19 protein-coding genes are annotated in these 18,382 nt (G+C 70.2%); 12 read left to right on the top strand and 7 right to left on the bottom strand.

Annotated features, from left to right (window positions below; translation table 11 throughout):
- Positions 1-108 precede the first annotated feature (108 nt).
- The 3 genes from AC1RTO_RS09845 to AC1RTO_RS09835 are packed head-to-tail and all read left to right on the top strand — an operon-like array spanning position 109 to position 2,671.
- Positions 109-747 carry a 2-dehydro-3-deoxy-6-phosphogalactonate aldolase gene (locus tag AC1RTO_RS09845; protein ID WP_493160691.1) on the top strand — a complete coding sequence of 213 codons (639 nt, stop codon included), beginning with the start codon at positions 109-111 and terminating at the stop codon, positions 745-747.
- Complete coding sequence (gene araD1, locus AC1RTO_RS09840) at positions 744-1,733, top strand: AraD1 family protein (RefSeq protein WP_493160690.1); 990 nt, start codon at positions 744-746, stop codon at positions 1,731-1,733. Before AC1RTO_RS09845 ends, araD1 begins: the two co-directional genes overlap by 4 nt.
- Positions 1,730-2,671 carry a Gfo/Idh/MocA family protein gene (locus AC1RTO_RS09835; protein ID WP_493160689.1) on the top strand — a complete coding sequence of 314 codons (942 nt, stop codon included), beginning with the start codon at positions 1,730-1,732 and terminating at the stop codon, positions 2,669-2,671. The genes araD1 and AC1RTO_RS09835 overlap by 4 nt, the downstream gene beginning before the upstream one ends.
- Positions 2,672-2,886: 215 nt before the next feature.
- Here AC1RTO_RS09835 and AC1RTO_RS09830 read toward each other — a convergent pair whose 3' ends face one another.
- The 3 genes from AC1RTO_RS09830 to AC1RTO_RS09820 are packed head-to-tail and all read right to left on the bottom strand — an operon-like array spanning position 2,887 to position 5,830.
- Positions 2,887-4,125: an adenosylmethionine--8-amino-7-oxononanoate transaminase gene (locus tag AC1RTO_RS09830; protein ID WP_493160688.1), complete on the bottom strand. Its 1,239-nt coding sequence runs from the start codon at positions 4,123-4,125 to the stop codon at positions 2,887-2,889.
- Complete coding sequence (gene bioD, locus AC1RTO_RS09825) at positions 4,122-4,739, bottom strand: dethiobiotin synthase (protein WP_493160687.1); 618 nt, start codon at positions 4,737-4,739, stop codon at positions 4,122-4,124. Before bioD ends, AC1RTO_RS09830 begins: the two co-directional genes overlap by 4 nt.
- Positions 4,736-5,830, bottom strand: a complete 1,095-nt coding sequence (locus tag AC1RTO_RS09820) for an 8-amino-7-oxononanoate synthase (RefSeq protein WP_493160686.1) — start codon at positions 5,828-5,830, stop codon at positions 4,736-4,738. The genes bioD and AC1RTO_RS09820 overlap by 4 nt, the downstream gene beginning before the upstream one ends.
- A 121-nt stretch (positions 5,831-5,951) precedes the next feature.
- Here AC1RTO_RS09820 and AC1RTO_RS09815 point away from each other — a divergent pair, with 121 nt between their 5' ends.
- On the top strand, positions 5,952-6,833 hold the full coding sequence (locus AC1RTO_RS09815) for an SGNH/GDSL hydrolase family protein (RefSeq protein ID WP_493160685.1): 882 nt from the start codon (positions 5,952-5,954) through the stop codon (positions 6,831-6,833).
- 25 nt (positions 6,834-6,858) lie between these two features.
- On the opposite strand, the gene dnaN is transcribed toward AC1RTO_RS09815, so the two are convergent.
- Together dnaN and AC1RTO_RS09805 are read right to left on the bottom strand one after the other, a co-directional pair.
- Positions 6,859-7,974 carry a DNA polymerase III subunit beta gene (gene dnaN, locus AC1RTO_RS09810; RefSeq protein ID WP_493160684.1) on the bottom strand — a complete coding sequence of 372 codons (1,116 nt, stop codon included), beginning with the start codon at positions 7,972-7,974 and terminating at the stop codon, positions 6,859-6,861.
- A 172-nt stretch (positions 7,975-8,146) separates the two neighbouring features.
- Positions 8,147-8,749 (bottom strand): outer membrane protein, encoded by a 603-nt coding sequence (locus AC1RTO_RS09805; RefSeq protein ID WP_493160683.1) that lies wholly within the window; start codon positions 8,747-8,749, stop codon positions 8,147-8,149.
- A 135-nt stretch (positions 8,750-8,884) separates the two neighbouring features.
- On the opposite strand from AC1RTO_RS09805, the gene AC1RTO_RS09800 reads away from it, so the two are divergent.
- From AC1RTO_RS09800 to AC1RTO_RS09785, 4 genes are all read left to right on the top strand, one after another.
- Positions 8,885-9,532 carry a histidine phosphatase family protein gene (locus tag AC1RTO_RS09800; protein ID WP_493160682.1) on the top strand — a complete coding sequence of 216 codons (648 nt, stop codon included), beginning with the start codon at positions 8,885-8,887 and terminating at the stop codon, positions 9,530-9,532.
- The gene (locus tag AC1RTO_RS09795) at positions 9,529-9,996 is read left to right on the top strand and encodes a hypothetical protein (protein WP_493160681.1); all 468 of its coding nucleotides are present in this window, start codon (positions 9,529-9,531) and stop codon (positions 9,994-9,996) included. The genes AC1RTO_RS09800 and AC1RTO_RS09795 overlap by 4 nt, the downstream gene beginning before the upstream one ends.
- A 79-nt stretch (positions 9,997-10,075) precedes the next feature.
- Complete coding sequence (gene rlmN / locus AC1RTO_RS09790) at positions 10,076-11,260, top strand: dual-specificity RNA methyltransferase RlmN (RefSeq protein WP_493160680.1); 1,185 nt, start codon at positions 10,076-10,078, stop codon at positions 11,258-11,260.
- A complete protein-coding gene (locus tag AC1RTO_RS09785; RefSeq protein ID WP_493160679.1) occupies positions 11,253-12,011 on the top strand; it encodes a sulfite exporter TauE/SafE family protein in 759 nt (252 codons plus the stop codon). Before rlmN ends, AC1RTO_RS09785 begins: the two co-directional genes overlap by 8 nt.
- Here AC1RTO_RS09785 and AC1RTO_RS09780 read toward each other — a convergent pair.
- Positions 12,008-12,625 (bottom strand): flavin reductase family protein, encoded by a 618-nt coding sequence (locus AC1RTO_RS09780; protein WP_493160678.1) that lies wholly within the window; start codon positions 12,623-12,625, stop codon positions 12,008-12,010. The genes AC1RTO_RS09785 and AC1RTO_RS09780 overlap by 4 nt on opposite strands.
- A 26-nt stretch (positions 12,626-12,651) precedes the next feature.
- Here AC1RTO_RS09780 and AC1RTO_RS09775 point away from each other — a divergent pair, with 26 nt between their 5' ends.
- The 4 genes from AC1RTO_RS09775 to AC1RTO_RS09760 all read left to right on the top strand — a co-directional run bounded on the left by AC1RTO_RS09775 (position 12,652) and on the right by AC1RTO_RS09760 (position 16,446).
- Positions 12,652-13,359, top strand: coding sequence for a cytochrome b/b6 domain-containing protein (locus tag AC1RTO_RS09775; RefSeq protein WP_493160677.1), 708 nt, complete (start codon positions 12,652-12,654; stop codon positions 13,357-13,359).
- Positions 13,356-14,102 (top strand): molybdopterin-dependent oxidoreductase, encoded by a 747-nt coding sequence (locus tag AC1RTO_RS09770; protein ID WP_493160676.1) that lies wholly within the window; start codon positions 13,356-13,358, stop codon positions 14,100-14,102. The genes AC1RTO_RS09775 and AC1RTO_RS09770 overlap by 4 nt, the downstream gene beginning before the upstream one ends.
- Before the next feature lie 17 nt (positions 14,103-14,119).
- A complete protein-coding gene (locus AC1RTO_RS09765; RefSeq protein ID WP_493160675.1) occupies positions 14,120-15,358 on the top strand; it encodes a class I SAM-dependent methyltransferase in 1,239 nt (412 codons plus the stop codon).
- A gap of 80 nt (positions 15,359-15,438) precedes the next feature.
- Positions 15,439-16,446 carry a cell wall hydrolase gene (locus AC1RTO_RS09760; RefSeq protein ID WP_493160674.1) on the top strand — a complete coding sequence of 336 codons (1,008 nt, stop codon included), beginning with the start codon at positions 15,439-15,441 and terminating at the stop codon, positions 16,444-16,446.
- A gap of 9 nt (positions 16,447-16,455) precedes the next feature.
- Here AC1RTO_RS09760 and AC1RTO_RS09755 read toward each other — a convergent pair whose 3' ends face one another.
- Positions 16,456-18,354, bottom strand: a complete 1,899-nt coding sequence (locus AC1RTO_RS09755) for a S9 family peptidase (protein WP_493160673.1) — start codon at positions 18,352-18,354, stop codon at positions 16,456-16,458.
- Positions 18,355-18,382: the final 28 nt, after the last annotated feature.

The raw sequence follows: 18,382 nt of genomic DNA, 5'->3' as shown, positions 1-18,382 counted from the left end.
GGCAGGCATGCCTGGATGGCTTCGAGGTTCGCCGCGATGTGCGTTCCGGCGGAACCACCCGGCTCGCTGCGCCCCATGATCTCCACATACTTTCCTGGAGCCTGACCGATGACCGACCCTGCGACCCGCTTCGCCGAGGCCTTTGCCGCCTGCCCGCTCGTGGCGGTGCTGCGCGGCCTCACCCCCGCCGAGGCGGAGGGGGTGGGCGACGCGCTGGTCGAGGCCGGCTTCACCCTGCTCGAAGTGCCGCTCAACTCGCCCGATCCACTCGCCAGCATCGCCGCGATGGCGAAACGCCATGCCGGGCGCGCGATCGTCGGGGCCGGCACCGTGCTCACCGCCGAGGACGTCGCCGCGGTCGCCGATGCGGGCGGCGCGCTGATCGTCTCGCCCAACACCGACCCCGCCGTCATCCGCGCCTCGGTCGCGCGCGGGCTGATTTCGCTGCCCGGCTATTACACCCCGAGCGAGGGCTTCGCCGCGCTTGCCGCGGGCGCGCACGGGCTGAAGCTGTTTCCGGCCGAGGGCGCCGCCCCCGCCTTCCTTAAGGCGCAGCGCGCCGTGCTGCCCAAGGCGACGAAGGTGCTCGCCGTCGGCGGCATCACGCCCGAGACGATGCCCGCATGGCATGCCGCCGGCGCGGACGGCTTCGGCCTCGGTTCCAACCTCTATCGCGCCGGCAAGTCCGCCGCCGATGTCGCGCGCGATGCCGCGACGTTCGTATCCGCAGCAAAGGCCCTCGCATGACATACGCCCGCCTGATCCAGCAGCGCCTGCCCGACGGCACCCGCCGCGTGATCCTCGCCGAAGACGCCGCGCACGTCCTCACCGGCGTCGCCTCGACCCGCGCGCTGGCGACCACCGCGATCGCCGAAGGTACGACGCTGCTCGACGCCGCCCGCGCCCGCCGCTCGGACGAGACGGTGGATCTGGCCGCGGCGCTGGCGGCCGGCGAACTGCTCCCCGCGATCGACCATGACGACACCGCCCGGCTGATGCTCGCGGGCACCGGCCTCACCCACCTCGGCTCGGCGGCAGGGCGCGACGCGATGCACAAGGCCGCGGCCGAGGGCAAGCAAACCGATTCGATGCGCCTCTTCCTCGAAGGCATGGAGGGCGGCCGCCCCGCCGCCGGCGAAACCGGCGCGCAGCCCGAATGGTTCTACAAGGGCGACGGCCAGTCGCTGGTCGCCCCGCAGGCGCCGCTGACCTCGCCATCCTTCGCGCAGGACGGCGGCGAGGAACCCGAGCTCGCGGGCATCTACCTGATCGGCGACGACGGCACCCCCTTCCGCCTCGGCATCGCGCTCGCCAACGAATTCAGCGACCATGTCACCGAGCGCCACAATTACCTGTGGCTGGCGCATTCGAAGCTGCGCCAGGCCGCGCTCGGCCCTGAACTGCTGCTCGGCGCACCGCCCGCGGACATCCGCGGCACCAGCCGGATCGAGCGCAACGGCGACACGCTGTGGGAAAAGCCGTTCCTGACCGGCGAGGCGAACATGTCGCACAGCCTCGCCAACCTCGAACACCATCATTTCAAATACGCCCCCTTCCGCCGGCCGGGTGACGTCCACGTGCATTTCTTCGGCACCGCTACACTGTCCTGCGCCGACGACATCCGGACGCAGAACGGCGACGTTTTCGTGATCGAGGCCGCGCCCTTCACGCTACCGCTGCGCAACCCGCTCGCCACCGCGCCCGCCGCGCCGGTCACGGTCACGCCGCTGTGAGCGCCCCGATCCGGCTGGCCCTGGTCGGCATGGGCAAGATCGCGCACGATCAGCACGTCCCCGCGATCGCGGGCAATGCGGACATCGTGCTCGCCGCCACCGTCAGCCGCACCGGCGAGGGCGTCGCGGGCGTGCCGCATTTTCGCGAACTCGCCGATCTGATCGCCAGCGGGATCGCGATCGACGCGGTGGCGCTCTGCACCCCGCCGCAGGTCCGCCGCACCATCGCCGCGCAGGCCATCGCGGCAGGCTGGCACGTCTTCCTCGAAAAGCCGCCTGGCGCGACACTGGCGGAGGTCGCGCAATTGCAGGCTGCTGCGGCGGCGGCGCAGGTCAGCCTGTTCGCCAGCTGGCATTCGCGCCACGCCCCCGGCGTCGAACCCGCCCGCGCCTTCCTCGCCGGGGCGGACATCCGCAAGGTGACGGTGACATGGCGCGAGGACATCCGCGTCTGGCATCCGGGGCAGGCGTGGATATTGGAGGCGGGCGGTTTCGGCGTGTTCGATCCCGGCATCAACGCGCTGTCGATCGTCACCCGCATCCTGCCGCGCCCGTTCTTCATCGCTGATGCCGAACTCGATTTCCCGTCGAACTGCGACGCGCCGATCGCGGCGCGGATCCGCTTCGCCGACGACCAGGGGCTGCCGATCTCGGCGGATTTCGACTTCCGGCAGGAAGGCCCGCAAAGCTGGGACATCGCCGTCGACACCGATCGCGGCACGCTCATGCTGCACGACGGCGGCGCGCGTCTTGTGTTGCCGGACGGCACCGGCCCGGCGCAGACCGATGCGCTCCATGGCGAATATGCCGGGCTGTACGCGCGCTTCGTCGAGATCGTGCGCACGGGCGAAAGCGACGTCGATATCGCGCCGTTGCGGCATGTGGCCGATGCGTTCCTGCGCGGGCGGCGGATCGTCGTTGAACCGTTCGTGGAGTAAATTTTGCGCCAAGGCGTGAAGGCGAAGAAGAAGGGGGTTCGCGCGGAGACGCGGAGACGCGGAGACGCGGAGGTGTTGCGCTTGGCGCACAGCGCCCTTTCCAGCAATCAGCCTCGAAGACAGGCCGCTGACGCGGTGCCCTCCTCTATCTTCTTCTCCGCGTCTCCGCGTCTCCGCGCGAACAAACTTCTCTTCTCTTCGGGCCTTCGCGTGAATCACCCCCGATGCGCAGCAGCCTCGCCGACGGCCGCATAGATGGCGTCCAGATCCTCATCCCCGATGCAATAGGGCGGCATCACGTAGACGACGTTCCCCAACGGCCGCAGCAACAGGTCGCGTTCCCGGAAGAATGCGAGCAGCCGCGGTCCCAACGCCGACAGATAGTCCGCCCCCTCGGCGCCGAGGTCGACCGCGGCGATCGTCCCCAGCGTCCGCACGTTGCGCACGCCCGACAGCGCCGACACCCGCGCCGCCTGCCGCGCCGTCAGGTCGGCGACCCGCGCCAGCACCGGTTCCTCTTCCCAGATCGCGATGTTCGCCGCCGCCGCCGCGCAGGCGATCGGATTGGCGGTGTAGCTCGACGAATGGAAAAACATCCGCGACCGGTCCGTGCTGAGATGCGCCTGATAGATCGCCTCGCACGCCATCGTCACCGCGAGCGGCACTGCGCCCCCGGTCAACCCCTTGGACAGGCACAGGATGTCGGGCACGACGCCGGCCTGCTCGCAGGCGAGCAGCGTGCCGGTCCGCCCCCAGCCGGTCATCACCTCGTCGGCGATGAACAGCACGCCATAGCGCGCGCAGATCGCCCGCATCGCGGCGAGCACCGAGGCCGGATAGACCAGCATCCCGCCCGCGCCGCAGACCAGCGGCTCGACGATCAGCGCCGCCGGCGCCGCCCGGCACGCCGCCTCCAGTGCATCCAGCGTCGCCTGTTCCGCGCCCGCGACCGGAAACGGGATCGTCGCGACGTCGAACAGCAACGGCTCATAGGCCCGGTTGAACGCGCCGCGCGCGCCGACCGACATCGTCCCGATCGTGTCGCCGTGATAGCCGTGCTCGAGCACCAGGATCCGATGTCGCGGCTCGCCGCGGTTGAGCCAGAAGCCGAGCGCCATCTTCAGCGCGACCTCGACCGCGGTCGATCCCGAATCGGAGAAGAACACCCGGGTCAGCGCCTCTGGCATCAGCCGCAGCAGTCCGGCCGCCACCGCCTCGGCCGGCTCGTGCGTCCAGCCGGCGAAGATGATCTGGTCCATCCGCGCCGCCTGATCGGCGATCGCGGCCATGATCCGGGGCTCGCGATGCCCGTGCGTCGTCACCCACCAGCTGGAGATCGCATCGACGATCCGCCGCCCGTCGCCGGTGTACAGCGCCGCACCCTCAGCACGCACGACCATGGGGATCGGCTCGCCCAGCCCGTGCTGCGTGAACGGATGCCATACCGCGCTCATGCGAAATCCCCGATCCGGAACCCGGCGGCGAAGGCGCGCGCCAATCCGTCGGCGTCGAGGGGATCGATCCGCGGCAGGCGTCCCAGCCGCCGCACGCCGCCCAGCCGCGCGATCGTCGCCTCGCTGTCCTCCACCGCCTCCCCGTTGAACGCGACGCCGAGGATCGGCACGCTGCGCGCGCGCAACGCCTCGATGCTGAGCAGGCTGTGGTTGATCGTCCCCAATCCGGTCCGCGCCACCAGCACCACCGGCGCGCCCCAGCGCGCGAACATGTCGGCATAGAGCAGGTCGCCCGAGAGCGGCACCAGCACGCCGCCCGCACCCTCGACCACCAATGGCCCCGCGACCACCGGCAGCGCCAGCCGGGCCGGGTCGATCGTCACCCCGTCGATCGCGGCGGCGCGATGCGGCGAACAGGGCGTCGCCAGCCGATAGGCCTCGGGCAGCACATCGCGCACGCCCAGCGCCCGCACGCCCGCGCCGTCGCCGCCCTCGTCCAGCCCCGCCTGCACCGGCTTCCAATAGGAGGCGCCCAGCGCCACCGTCAGCGCCGCAGCGAACACCGTCTTGCCGACGTCGGTGTCGGTCCCCGTCACCACGATCGCCCGGCTCATCGCAGCACCTCCCCCAGCCCGGCGATCGCCGCCTCGTCCAGATTGCAGGTGATCGACACCCGCAGCCGCGCCGTCCCCGCCGCCACCGTAGGCGGCCGGATCGCGCGCACGTCGTAACCCGCCGCCTGGCATCGGTCCGCCAGCGCGACCACCGCGCCATCCGCACCGACGATCACCGGGAACAGCTGCGATCCGGTCGAGAATCCCAGCGCCCGCTCCGCCGCCGCGACCAGCGCCCACAGCCGCGTTTGCCGCCCGGGCTCGTCGACCAGACAGCGCAGCGCCTCGCGCACCGCCGCCGCTATCAACGGCGACGGCGCGGTCGAGAAGACGAAGCCGCGCGCGCGGTTGACGAGCATGTCGCGCAGCACGCGGGGCACGCACAGCAACCCGCCCTCCGCGCCCAGCGCCTTGCCGCAGGTGTGCAGCGTGACGACGTTCTCGGCGCCGTGCAGCGCCTCCGCCAGCCCGCGGCCGGCGCCGCCGAAGACGCCGGTGGCATGCGCCTCGTCGATCAACAACATCGCCTGATGCCGGTCCGCGACCGCGACGAGATCGGCCAGCGGTGCCCGGTCGCCGTCCATGCCGTACAGGCTCTCGACCGCGATCCATGGCGTGCCCCTGCCGCCCTCCGCCCGCCAGCGCCGGATCGCCTGCTCGAACGCCGCGGCGTCGTTGTGCGGCACCGACACCCGCGGCGCCCGGCCCAGCCGCATCCCGTCATGCGCGCTCGCATGCACCAGCGCGTCATGCACGACGATGTCGCCCGGTTGCGGCAGCGTCGCGAACGCCGCCACGTTCGCCGCATAGCCATTGGCGAAGAACAATGCCGCCTCGCTGCCGAAATGCGCCGCCGCCTCCGCCTCCAGCGACTCATGCTCGGGATCGTTGCCGCGCAGCAGCCGCGATCCACCCGAACCGATGCCGACGCCGCGGTCCAGCGCCGCCGCCACCGCGGCGCGCAGCCGCGGCGACGCGGCCAGCCCCAGATAATCGTTGGACGCGAAATCGGCGCCGGTGCGCGGGCGCAACGTCCGCAGCCGGTCGGCCGCATCGAGCCGGGCGAGGTCCTCGCGATAGAAGTGCAGCATCACCGCCCCTTTAGCGTCTCCATACCGCCACGCCAGCGCCGGCGCCACATCCGGGCTGGCGTTCGGCGCGCGCGATCCGGTACGGGCCTGATGCCATGACCACCGACGAAGGACCCCGCCGATGCTCGCACGGATGATCGCCGCGCTGCTCGCCATCGCCGCACCCGCCGCCACGACGGCGCAGCGCACCCCCGCGACCGTCCAGTTGCCGCGCACGATCCTGTTCATCGGCAACAGCTTCACGCAGGGCGCGCATTCCGCGGTGCGCAACTGGCATGCCGATCGCGTCACCGACCTCACCGGGGCGGGCTATGGCGGGGTACCGGCATTGTTCAAGGAATTCACCGTCGAGGCGGGGCTCAATTATGCCGTCAGCCTCGAAACGCAGGGCGGCCAGAGCCTCGCCTTCCACTACGAGCAGCGCCGCCAGCTGTTCGACCGGGCGTGGGACGTCGTCGTCCTGCAGGAATATAGCACGCTCGATCGCGACCGGCCCGGCGACGCCACCCGCTATATCCGCAGCGTCGGCCAGCTCGGCACGCTGCTGCGCGTCCGCAACCATGCGGTCAGGGTCGAGCTGATGGCGACCTGGTCGCGCGCCGATCAGGTCTACCAGCCCGGCGGCCCGTGGTTCGGCAAGCCGGTCGCGGCGATGGCCGACGAATTGCGCGTCGCGGCGGACCGCGCGCGGCGGACCAATCGGTCGGTGTCGGGCGTGATCCCGGTTGGCCAGGCATGGAACCGCGCCTTCGCCGCCGGCGTCGCCGATCCCAATCCCTATGACGGCATCGCCTTCGGTCAGGCGAACCTGTGGTCCTACGACCATTATCACGCCAGCACCGCCGGCTATTATCTGGAGGCGCTGGTCGTCTTCGGCCACGTCACCGGCGTCGATCCGCGCACGCTGGGCCGGGGCGAGCGCGCCGCGGAGGAGCTCGGCCTGTCGCCGGAGCTGGCGGTCGCGCTACAGGCGATCGCGCGCGAGCAGCTGGCGGCGCGATAGGCCCCGCGCCGCCGTCTGACGGAAATCAGACCCGCATCGGCATCAGCACGTACAGCGCCGGCGCCTTGTCGTTCTCGCGGATCAGCGTCGGGGCGGCGGCATCGTTCAGATGCACCTCGACCACGTCGCCGTCGATCTGCCCCAGGATATCGAGCAGATAGCGGCTGTTGAAGCCGATCTCGAACGGCATCGCCGCATAGTCGCCGGGGACCTCCTCGGCCGCGGTGCCGTTCTCCGGGCTGGTCACCGACAGCGTGATCTTGTCGCGATCCAGCGCCATCTTCACCGCGCGCGTCTTTTCGGTCGCGATCGTGGAGACGCGGTCGACGCCCTCCTCGAAGCTGCGCGGGTCGAGCTTGAGGATCTTGTCGTTGCCGGTCGGGATGACGCGCGAATAATCGGGGAAGGTGCCGTCGATCAGCTTCGACGTCAGCACCGCCTGCCCCAGGTCGAACCGGATCTTGGTCCCCGACAGCGACACGCCGACCGAACCGTCGACCTCGTCGAGCAGCTTGCGCAATTCGCCGACGCATTTGCGCGGCACGATCACGTCGGGCATCCCCGCCGCACCCTCCGGCCGCGGCAGCGTGACGCGCGCCAGCCGGTGGCCGTCGGTCGCCGCCGCCTTCAGCGTCGGTTCGCTCGCCTCGTCCTGCACGTGCAGGAAGATGCCGTTGAGATAGTAGCGCGTCTCTTCGGTCGAGATCGCGAAGCGCGTCTTGTCGATGATCTGCTTGAGCGTCTCCGCCGGAATCTCGAACTGCGTCGGCAGTTCGCCCTCGGCGATCACCGGGAAATCGTCGCGCGGCAGCGTGCCGAGGCTGAAGCGTGCGCGCCCCGCGACGATCGACATGCGACCCTCCGCGGCGTGCAGCTGCACCTGGCTGCCTTCGGGCAGCTTGCGCGCGATGTCGAACAGGGTGTGCGCCGACACCGTCGTCGACCCCGGCTGGTCCACCGCCGCCAGGATCGATTCGTTGATCTGCAGGTCCAAGTCGGTCGCCATCAGCCGCAGCTGCCCTTCGGCGGTCGCCTCCAGCAGCACGTTCGACAGGATCGGAATGGTGTTGCGCCGCTCCACCACGGACTGGACATGGCTCAGCCCCTTGAGGAGCGTTGCGCGTTCGATCGTCGCCTTCATGAATCGTACCCCCGTCCCCCGAGTCCGGGGCGTGTCCCGCCTGTCCTACCCATTTAAAAGGGGTCGGAGCAAGCACTCCGACCCCTCGGGCGATTCCGGTTAACAGCGGGTTAGCATGGCGTGCGCCGAAGCGCGGCGTCGCGACTGCGCCGGGCCGGCACCGCCTCTCCCGTCAGAAGCGCATGCCGACGCCCGCGACCAGCTGGTGCCGGTCGGCGTCGATGTCGAAGCTGTCGGCCTTGCCGTAATGCGAATAGCGATATTCGCCCTTCACATAGGTCTTCGCGCCGATCTGATGCTCCAGCCCCGCGCCGAGCCGCAGGCCGTCGAGATCGACATGGTCGCTGGTCCGCGTGTTGCCGAGGTCGTAGCGCGCATCGACGCGGGCATTGGTGTAGCCGGCCTTGGCATAGGCCATCGTCGACGGGTTGAGCACGAAGCCGACGCGTCCGCCGACATAGATGTCGCGCCCGGCATCGACGCGCAAGCGATCGCCCGCGACGACCAGATTGTCGGTGCGCGTATCGGTAGTTGAGCCGGTCAGCTCGCCTTCGCCGCCGACGATCAAATTGTTGAGCTGCACGTCATAGCCGACCGCGCCGCCATAGACGATGCCGTCGCTCGAGCTCGAATCCTGATCGTGGCCATCCTTCAGCGCATCATAGCCGGCGACGCCCTCGATGCGCAGGCCGGTGAACGGCGCGCCGGTGGTCTGGGCCAGGGCGGGGGTGGCGAACGCGGTCGTGGCGAGCGCGGCGAGAATGAGTGTACGCATGAGCTACTCCATATGCTGCCCCAGGAACGCGGGGGCGGACGGCTCCAATGGCCCAAGCCCCGGGGCGTTGCATGAACCTCAGCTAAACACGGAAAACCGTTGCTTTTGCGCCACAGCGACCCGACACCGGCGGGCATGACCCAGCCCATCCCCCCCGTCCGCAAGGGCCGTGACTTCATCGCCCGCCACGGCGAGACCGTCTTCAACGCCGCGGGCCGGCTGCAGGGCGACCATCCGCACACGCCGCTGACCCGCGCCGGCTTCGCGCAGGCGGGGGAGATCGGCCGGGCCTTGCGCGACCTGCTCGGGGTCAAACCCGCGCTGACCCTCTGGGCCTCCCCCACCGGCCGCGCGCTGCAGACGCTCGCGGTGATCGCCGAGCATCTCGAGCTCGACTGGCACGCCGCGCAGACCGACGCACGGCTGGTCGAGATCGGCATGGGCAGCTGGGGCGGGCGCTATTATGTCGACGTCGTCGACGAGGTCGGGCCGGTGGTGACGCCCGAGGGGCTGCTCCGCCCCGCCGCCGATGGCGAGGATTACCGCCAGATCGCGGCGCGTGTCGGCGGCTGGCTGGCGGATACCGACGGGGATGCGGGCGACCGGCTGGTCATCAGCCACGGCATTTCCAGCCGCGTGCTGCGCGGCATGATGACCGGCGCGGGCGTGCATCCCGAATGGGGCGCGCCGATCGCCGCCGGCCTGCCGCAGGGATCGCTGGTGCGGATCGCCGGCGGGGTCGAATCGGTCGCGCACCTCGGCACGGGGCACGCCCCCGCGTGATCGTGCTGCTCGCCGCCCTGCTGGCCGCGGCGCCCGCGCCGGGGCGCGAGACGATCGGCGTCTACCGGAGCTGGGGCGCCTTTCGCGACGCGGCACCGGCCCGCTGCTACGCGATCGCCCGCCCGGTCGCCGCGGGCGGGCGCAGCGGCGGCTGGGCGAGCGTCGCCAGCTGGCCGGGCCGCGGCCTGCGGTCCTCGCTCCACGTCCGCCTGTCGCGCGAGCGGGACCGCTCCGCCCCCGTCACGCTGACCGTCGGCGAGCGCCGCTTCGAACTCGCCGCCAACGGCCTCGACGCCTGGGCCGCCGACGCCCCCAGCGACCGCGCGATCGCCGCCGCCCTGCGTTCCGGCCGCAGCATGAGCGTCGAGGCGGTCGGCGCCGGCGGCCGCCCCTTCGCCGACGTCTACCTGCTCGCCGGCGCCGCGACCGCGATCGATGCGGCGGCGCTGGGCTGTGTGCGCTAGGGGCTCGCATACCGACGGGATGGAAAGCCGGCCCGTTTTCGGCTATATACCACCAATGCTCGACAGCGTTGCCCCACCCATGCCCATTCCAGGCCACATCGACCCTGTGCCGGTTCCCCGCGCCAAGACCTTTCGCGAGGACGGCCGGATCGACCTGATCGGCCTCGGCAAGGACGAACTGCGCGCGGCCCTGCTCGACGCCGGCATGGAGCTGCGCCAGGCGAAGCTGCGCGCCAAGCAGATCTGGCACTGGCTCTACAATCGCGGCGCGACCGAATTCTCGGCGATGAGTGATATCTCCAAGACCATGCATCCGTGGCTGGAGGAACGCTTCGTCATCGGCCGGCCCGAGGTGATCGAGGCGCAGGTGTCGACCGACGGCACGCGCAAATGGCTGCTGCGCTCGCCCGACGGGCAGGATTACGAAGCGGTGTTCATCCCCGACGCGGATCGCGGCACGCTCTGCGTCTCGAGCCAAGTCGGCTGCACGCTCAACTGCCGCTTCTGCCACACCGGCACGATGCGCCTCGTCCGCAACCTCACCGCGGGCGAGATCGTCGGCCAGGTCATGCTCGCCCGCGACGCGCTCGGCGAATGGCCGAGCCAGCCCGAGGGGCGCATGCTCACCAACATCGTGATGATGGGCATGGGTGAACCGCTCTACAATTTCGATGCGGTCCGCGACGCGTTGAAGCTGGTGATGGACGGCGACGGCCTCGCGCTGTCGAAGCGCCGCATCACGCTGTCGACCAGCGGCGTCGTGCCGATGATGGCGCGCGCCGGCGAGGAGATCGGCGTCAACCTCGCCGTCTCGCTGCACGCGGTGACCAAGGAGGTGCGCGACGAGATCGTGCCGCTCAACAAGAAATACGGCATCGAGGAACTGCTGCAGGCCTGCGCCGATTACCCGGGCGCCAACAACGCGCGCCGCATCACGTTCGAATATGTGATGCTGAAGGACAAGAACGATTCGGACGAAGAGGCGCACGAACTCGTCCGCCTGCTGCGCAAATACAAGCTGCCCGCCAAGGTCAATCTGATCCCGTTCAACCCCTGGCCGGGTGCGCCCTACGACACTTCGACGCCGGAGCGCGTGCGCCGGTTCAGCGACATCATCTTCGAGGGCGGGATTTCCGCGCCCGTTCGCGCGCCGCGCGGGCGCGACATCGATGCCGCCTGCGGCCAGCTGAAGACCGCCGCGGAAAAGAAGAGCCGCGCGCAGATGGACCGCGAGGCGGACGAGAAGATGGCCGCGCTTGGCTGATCCCGCTGCGCTCGCGCTGGCGGCGGGTGCGGGGATGCTGGGCGGGGCGATGAACGCGCTCGCGGGCGGCGGGTCGTTCGCGACCATGCCCACGCTGATCGCGCTTGGCCTGCCCTCCACCGTCGCCAACGCCACCAGCAACGTCGCGGTCCAGCCCGGCGCGGTCGCCAGCGCCTGGGCCTATCGCGCCGGCCTGGCGCCGATCGGCGGCGTCGGCGTGCGGACGCTGGCGGGCATCACCTTCATGGGCGGCCTCGCCGGCAGCCTGCTGCTCGCCTGGACGCCGGCGAGCGCGTTCGACGTGATCGTCCCCTGGCTGCTCCTCGCCGCGACGATCGCCATCGCGCTCGGCCGCCATGCCTCGGACTGGCTGAGCGCGCGCTTCGCCGCCGGCCCGCGCAGCCTCGTCGCGGGGCAGGCGCTGCTCGGCATCTATGGCGGCTATTTCGGCGGCGGCGTCGGCATGATGCTAACCGCGATGTGGGGATTGCTGACCGGCGCGACCCCCGCCGCGCTCGCCGCGCCGCGCACGCTGATGCTCGCCGTCGCCAACACCGCGGCGACGATCGTGTTCGTCGCGAGCGGCATGGTCGCCTGGACGCTGTGCGTGCCGATGATGATCGGATCGATCGCGGGCGGCTATCTCGGCGCGCTGGTCGGCCGCCGCCTGTCGCCGGGCATCATCCGCGGCTGGACACTGCTGGTGACGATCGTCACCACCGCGGTGTTTTTCTGGCGGGCCTACGCCTAGCCCGGTCGGCGCATCCGGAACAGCGTATCCGGCGTCACCTCGAAATAATCGGCCGGGCCGCCGCCGCGCAGGATCGGGCGGGCCCGCGCGGTCTGGTAGATTCCGTCCTCCAGCATCGCGGTATCGATGTGGATGCCGACCGCCTCGCCGATCACCAGATACTGGTCGAGCTGCGCGCCATGCCGGTCGGTCAGCCGGATCAGCTGCGTCAGCCGGCATTCGAAGCTGACCGGGCTCGCCGCCACCCGCTGCGGCGCGACCAGCCGCGACGGTTCGGTCGCCAGACCCGCCAGCCCGAATTCGTCGACGTCGGCCGCCACGCTCGCCGAGGTCGCGTTCATCGCCTCCGCCAGATCGCGCGTCGCCAGGCTCCAGACGAATTCGCCGGTCGCGTCGATATTGGCGACGCTGTCCTTCCACCCCATGCTCGAAAAGCCGATCAGCGGCGGCGTGTAGTTCAGCAGGTTGAAGAAGCTGTAGGGCGCGATGTTGCGCACGCCGTCCGCCGACAGGGTGCTGATCCAGCCGATCGGGCGCGGCGCCACCATCGCGTTGAGGGGGTCGTGCGGAAGGCCGTGGCCGTCGCGCGGTTCGTAGAAATGCCATTCGGTCATGCGCACATAACTGCTACAAAGTCGGGATGGACCCAATAGCGCCCGGTACGTCGATCTTTCGCCATGCGCTGGCGACGCGGATCTGGCACTGGATCAACGCCGTCGCGATCTTCGTGCTGATCGGCAGCGGCCTCGGCATCTCGAACGCGCATCCGCGGCTCTATTGGGGGCGCTATGGCGCGAACTTCGACCATGCCTGGGCGCAATTGCCGCGCTTCCCGGCGTGGATCACGATTCCAGCAAACTACAATCTCGCCATCTCGCGACGCTGGCACCTGCTGTTCGCGCTGGTGCTCGCCTTCGGCCTGCTCGGCTTCCTGATCGCCAGCCTCGCCAACGGGCATGTCCGGCGCAAGCTCGCGCTGACCCGCGCCGACGTCAGCGCCGCGCATCTGGCGCGCGACGTGCGCGCGCACCTCGACTTCCGCTTCCACGATGCCGACGATCCCGGCGCGTACAACAGCCTGCAGAAATGGAGCTACATCCTGACGATCTTCGTCATGCTGCCGCTGATGATCCTGACCGGGCTCGCGCTGTCGCCGGGCATGAACGCGGCCTGGCCTTGGCTGCTCGACCTGTTCGGCGGCCGGCAGTCGGCGCGCTCGATCCACTTCGTCACCTGTGCCGCGATCGGCGGCTTCGTCGTCGTCCATCTGACGCTCGTCATCCTTGCCGGCGCGGGCAACGAACTGCGATCGATGATAACCGGCCGGTGGAAGGTGCCGAAATCGTGATCATCGCCCGCCGCACCCTCATCACCGGCAGCGCCGGGCTGCTGCTCGCCGGCTGCGAGCGGGTCGCCGCCATCCCGCAAGCGCGCAAGATCCTGTTCGCGGGCGAAGACATGCACCGCGGCCTGCAACGCGCGCTGATGGACCGGGGTGCGCTCGCCCCCGAATTCACGCCCGAACAGATGTCGCCGATCTTCCGCGCCAACGGCACGCGCGATCCCGGCACCCCCGCCTATGCCGCGATGGTCGCCAACGGATTCGCCGATTACCGCCTGCGCGTCGGCGGCCTCGTCGACCGGCCGCTGTCGCTGAGCCTCGCGCAGCTTGCAGCGATGCCAGCGCGCCGGCAGATCACCCGTCACGATTGCGTCGAGGGGTGGAGCGCGATCGGCGCCTGGCAGGGCCCGCTGCTCGGCACCGTGCTGAAGGCGGCGGGGATGCGCAGCACCGCGCGCTACGTCGTCTTCACCTGCGCCGACCTCTACAACGGCCAGCCCTATTACGAATCGATCGACACGATCGACGCGTTCCACCCGCAGACGATCCTCGCGCTGAAGATGAACGGCGCGCGCCTGACCGTGCCGCACGGCGCCCCCGTCCGCCTCCGCGTCGAGCGACAACTGGGGTACAAACACGCCAAGTACGTCACCGGCATCGACGCGGTCGAAACCCTCGCCGGCATCGGCAAGGGCAAGGGCGGCTATTGGGAGGACAATGTCGATTACGATTGGTATGCCGGCATCTAGGACAGTAGAGCGGCCACATGGCGCTGATCGACATCTTCCTCAGCCGCGCCGTGAAGCGTGGCCAACTCACCCTCCATCGTCCCGGCAAACCGCCCGCCACCTTCGGCACGCCCGATCCCGACAATGGCCACGTCACCATCCGCTTCGCCGATAATGGCGTGGCGGGCCGCATCGTCCGCAACCCCGCGCTGGCGGCGGGCGAGATGTACATGGACGGACGGCTGACCGTCGACGGCGACGACATCATGGGCCTCGTCCGCCTGCTCAAGCGCAACAGCGCGTGGGAGCGCGGACAGAATGCGCTGAAGCCCTCCACCTTCGTCCAGGGCCTGGGCGCGGTGAAGCACCGGCTCGACCGCATCAACATGGAGCGCCGGTCGAAGCGCAACGTCGCGCACCATTACGACCTGTCGGCGCGGCTCTACGACCTGTTCCTCGACGCCGACAAACAATATAGCTGCGCCTATTACACCAGCCCCGACAATCCGCTGGAACAGGCGCAAACCGACAAGCTGGCGCATATCGCCGCCAAGCTGGCGCTGCATCCCGGCATGCGCGTGCTCGACATCGGCTGCGGCTGGGGCGGCATGGCGTTGTACCTCAACCGGCATTTCGGCGTCGAGGTACTCGGCGTCACCCTGTCCGAGGAACAGCTCAAGATCGCGCGCGAACGCGCCGCCGCGGCCGGCGTGGACGACATGGTCCGGTTCGAACTGATCGACTATCGCCGCGTCGAGGGCCGGTTCGACCGCATCGTCTCGGTCGGCATGTTCGAACATGTCGGCCCGCCGCAATACCGCACCTTCTTCCGCAAATGCCGCGACCTGCTGACGCCCGACGGCGTGATGCTGCTCCATACGATCGGCCGGCTGGGGCCGCCCAGCGTCACCGACGACTGGACGACGAAATACATCTTCCCGGGCGGCTACAATCCCGCTTTGTCGGAGGTGATGCAGGCGTTCGAGGGGTTGAAGCTGTTCCTCACCGACGTCGAGGTGCTGCGACTGCATTACGCCTATACGCTGCACGAATGGTACGCCCGCACCCTTGCGGCGCGCGATGCGATCGTCGCGCTGTACGACGAGCGCTTCTACCGGATGTGGACCTTCTACCTCGCCGGCGCGGCCAATGCGTTCGAGAATGGCGGGCTGGTCAATTACCAGATCCAGTTCAGCCGCAGCCGCACCGAACTGCCGATCACCCGCGACTATATGTTCGAGGGCGAGCGCGCGTTGCGGGACGGCCGGACCTCCTAACGGCGTGGCCGCTCGTCCCGCCGCGGGACGGGCGCGAAACCGCGGCGGACGATGCGCCGCGCATCGGCTATAGCCGCGCCATGCGGGTGCCGATGCGAACGATCCGGACGATGACGCGCGTGTGGGCGGCGCTGGTGACGCTCGGCCTCGCGCTGGCGATCGCGCTCGCAGCGCAGGGCGCATGGCGCGCGATCGCCGCGCATCGCGACGACGGCATCCCGCCGCTGCCCGCCCCCGCCGGCTATGAGGCGGAGGATCACTTCCCCGGCGCGGCGCTGCTCTACGCCGCCGTCGCCGTGGGACGGGACGACGCCACTGCCGCCCCGGCGCAGGGGGTGACCGGCACCATCGCCCTGCCCGCGCTGCCCGTCTCCGCCGCCGCGGCCACCGCCGCGATGCGCGCCGATGCCGGCGTCGCCGCGCCCTTCTCCGTCAAGGCGTCCGCCGCCGTCGACCGCGCCCGCGCGCTCGAATGCCTGACCGCGGCGATCTATTACGAAGCCGCGTCGGAGCCCGACGCCGGCCAGTCCGCGGTCGCGCAGGTGATCCTCAATCGCGTCCGCCACCCCGCCTTTCCCGCGACGGTCTGCGGCGTCGTCTATCAGGGGTCGGAGCGGGCCGGTTGCCAGTTCAGCTTCGCCTGCGACGGCGCGATGGCGCGGATCCCCGCCCGCGCCGGCTGGGCGCGCGCCGCACGCACCGCGGCGATGGCGCTCGCGGGCTACGTCTACGCGCCGGTCGGGCTCGCGACGCATTACCATACCTATGCGGTGACGCCGGCGTGGAATCGCGGCCTGGTGATGACCGACGTCGTCGGCGCCCACCTGTTCCACCGGTGGAAGGGCTATTGGGGCACCCGCACCGCCTTCCGCCAACCCTATCGCGGCGGCGAGCCCGTTCCCGGCCCGCACACCCCGCCGATCGCGCCGCCGGTAGCGGCGTCGCCGACGCTGATCGCCACGGTCGCGCCGCTGCCGGTCGCCCCCGCCGGCACCCCCGCCCCGCCGCAGCCGCCGGTACCGGACACGCTGCCGCCCGCCTCCGTCGTGCTCGACAAATGGAAGGATTCGGGCAAGCCGCTCTTCTGAACGCAGCGCCTATTTCGCCGCCTTCACATATTTGTCGAACCACGCGATCGCCCGCTGGCGCACGTCCGCCGATTGCTCCGCGCCGGTGACGCAATGGCCGGCGTCGGGATAGATTACGAGGCTGACCGGCACGCCCCGATCCTTCAGCGCATGCCACCATTCGATCGACTGGGTCGGCGGCACCTCGATGTCGCGTTCGCCGACATAGATGAAGGTCGGCGTCTGTGCCGTCTTCGCCCGGTAGATCGCCGACACCGCCTCATAGGCCTTCATGTCGTCGTACATCGAGCGCCCGAAGAACGGCAGCATCCACTGGTCGATGCCGTTGGTGCCGTAATAGCTGACCCAGTTCGACAGGCCGGCACCGGCGACGATCCCCTTGAACCGGTTCGTCTGCGTGTTCGCCCACATCGCCATGAACCCGCCATAGCTGCATCCGCCGAGCCCGAGCCGCGCGTCGTCGACCGGCGCGACCCGCTCGACGGCGTCGATCCCGGCGAGGATGTCGCGCAGGTCGCCGCCGCCGAAATCGCGCCGGTTGGCGGCGGTGAACGCCTCACCCTGCCCGTAGCTGCCACGTGGGTTGGGCAGGAACACGTAATAGCCGGCCTTGACCAGCGCCGCGTTGAGCGAGGTCGGGTACAGATAGGCGGGCGAGGAGGCCGACGACGGCCCGCCGTGGACGATGGTGATCATCGGCGCCTTGCCCGCGGGCGCGACGCGCGGCGCAAGCAGCCAGCCCTGCACGTCATAGCCCTCGTTCGTCCAGCTGATGCTGCGCACGGTGGCGAGCGCCGGGGCGGCATCGTTGTCGTGGGTGATCTGGCGCACCGCGTCGATCGGCCCGGCGTAGATCGCCGGCGCATGGTCGTAATCCTGCACCACCGCCGCCGCGATCCGGCCGTCGGCGGAAAAGACCGCGCGCCCGTCGCCCGCGCTGGCGCTCGCCGGTTTCGCGAAGCCGGGCGCGACCGGACGCCCCGGCGTCAGCGTGCCAAACTGCACCTGATCGCCCGCCAGCGTCACCGTCCGCAATCCACCCGTGGTCCAGTCGATCGTGGTGACCGTCGATTTCGCCCCCGCGGTGACGTTGCGCGGCGTCCCACCCGCCAGCGCCACGGTAAAGACGTCGCCGCCGATCGCTCCGAAATCGCTCATCAACCCGCCGACATAGGCGACGCTGCGCCCGTCCGGCGACACGCGCGGCTGGTTGATCTGCGTCGCCGGTCGCGCGATCGCGCGCACCGCGCCGGTCCGCGCGTCGATCGCATCGAGCGTTGCCACCCACCAATTGTTGTCGCCATTGCCGAGCGCCGTCGTCGCGACGAAGCCGCGCCCGTCCGGCGTCCAGTCATATTCGTAGACGTAGCGACCGGCCGGCGACAGCGGCGTCACCACGGTCGCGGGCCGCGCAATGTCGAACACCGCGAGCCGCTGCTCGTCGTTCCTCTCGCCGATCTCGCCGACCATGCGCACGCCCGCCTGCGTCGCGCCCGATTCCTTCGCCGCGCCCAGCGTCACCAGCAGCGCGATCCGCGTACCGTCGGGCGACACGCGCGGCGTTTGCGCGATTCCCGCGATGGTCGCGATCGTCCGGGTCGTACGCGCATCGGCATAAGCGAGGCGGACGTTGCCAGCCGCGCCGTCGCGGATCAGGAACGCCAGATCGCCATTGGGAGCGAAGGTCAGGCCCGAATAGGTGCAGGTGCCGCATGGGTCGATCGTACGCAGCACGTGGCCGTCGGCGACGCTGCGCACGGTGACCACGCCATGGCCGGCACCGCTCTCGATCGTTGCGATCCGATCGCCCGCGGGCGCGATCGCCAGCGCGCCATATTGGCGGATGGTCTGCGCCGCCGCGGGGGCGACGGAGCTGAGCAACAGGGCGGCGGCAAGGGTCAGGCGCATCGGAGCTCCGGCGGAAAGGACGGTCGCA

The sequence above is a fragment of the Sphingomonas sp. GW821-FHT10F09 genome, from assembly GCF_058809195.1.
Note: the sequence above shows the minus strand (reverse complement) of the source record. Positions and strands in the feature narration are given on the sequence as shown.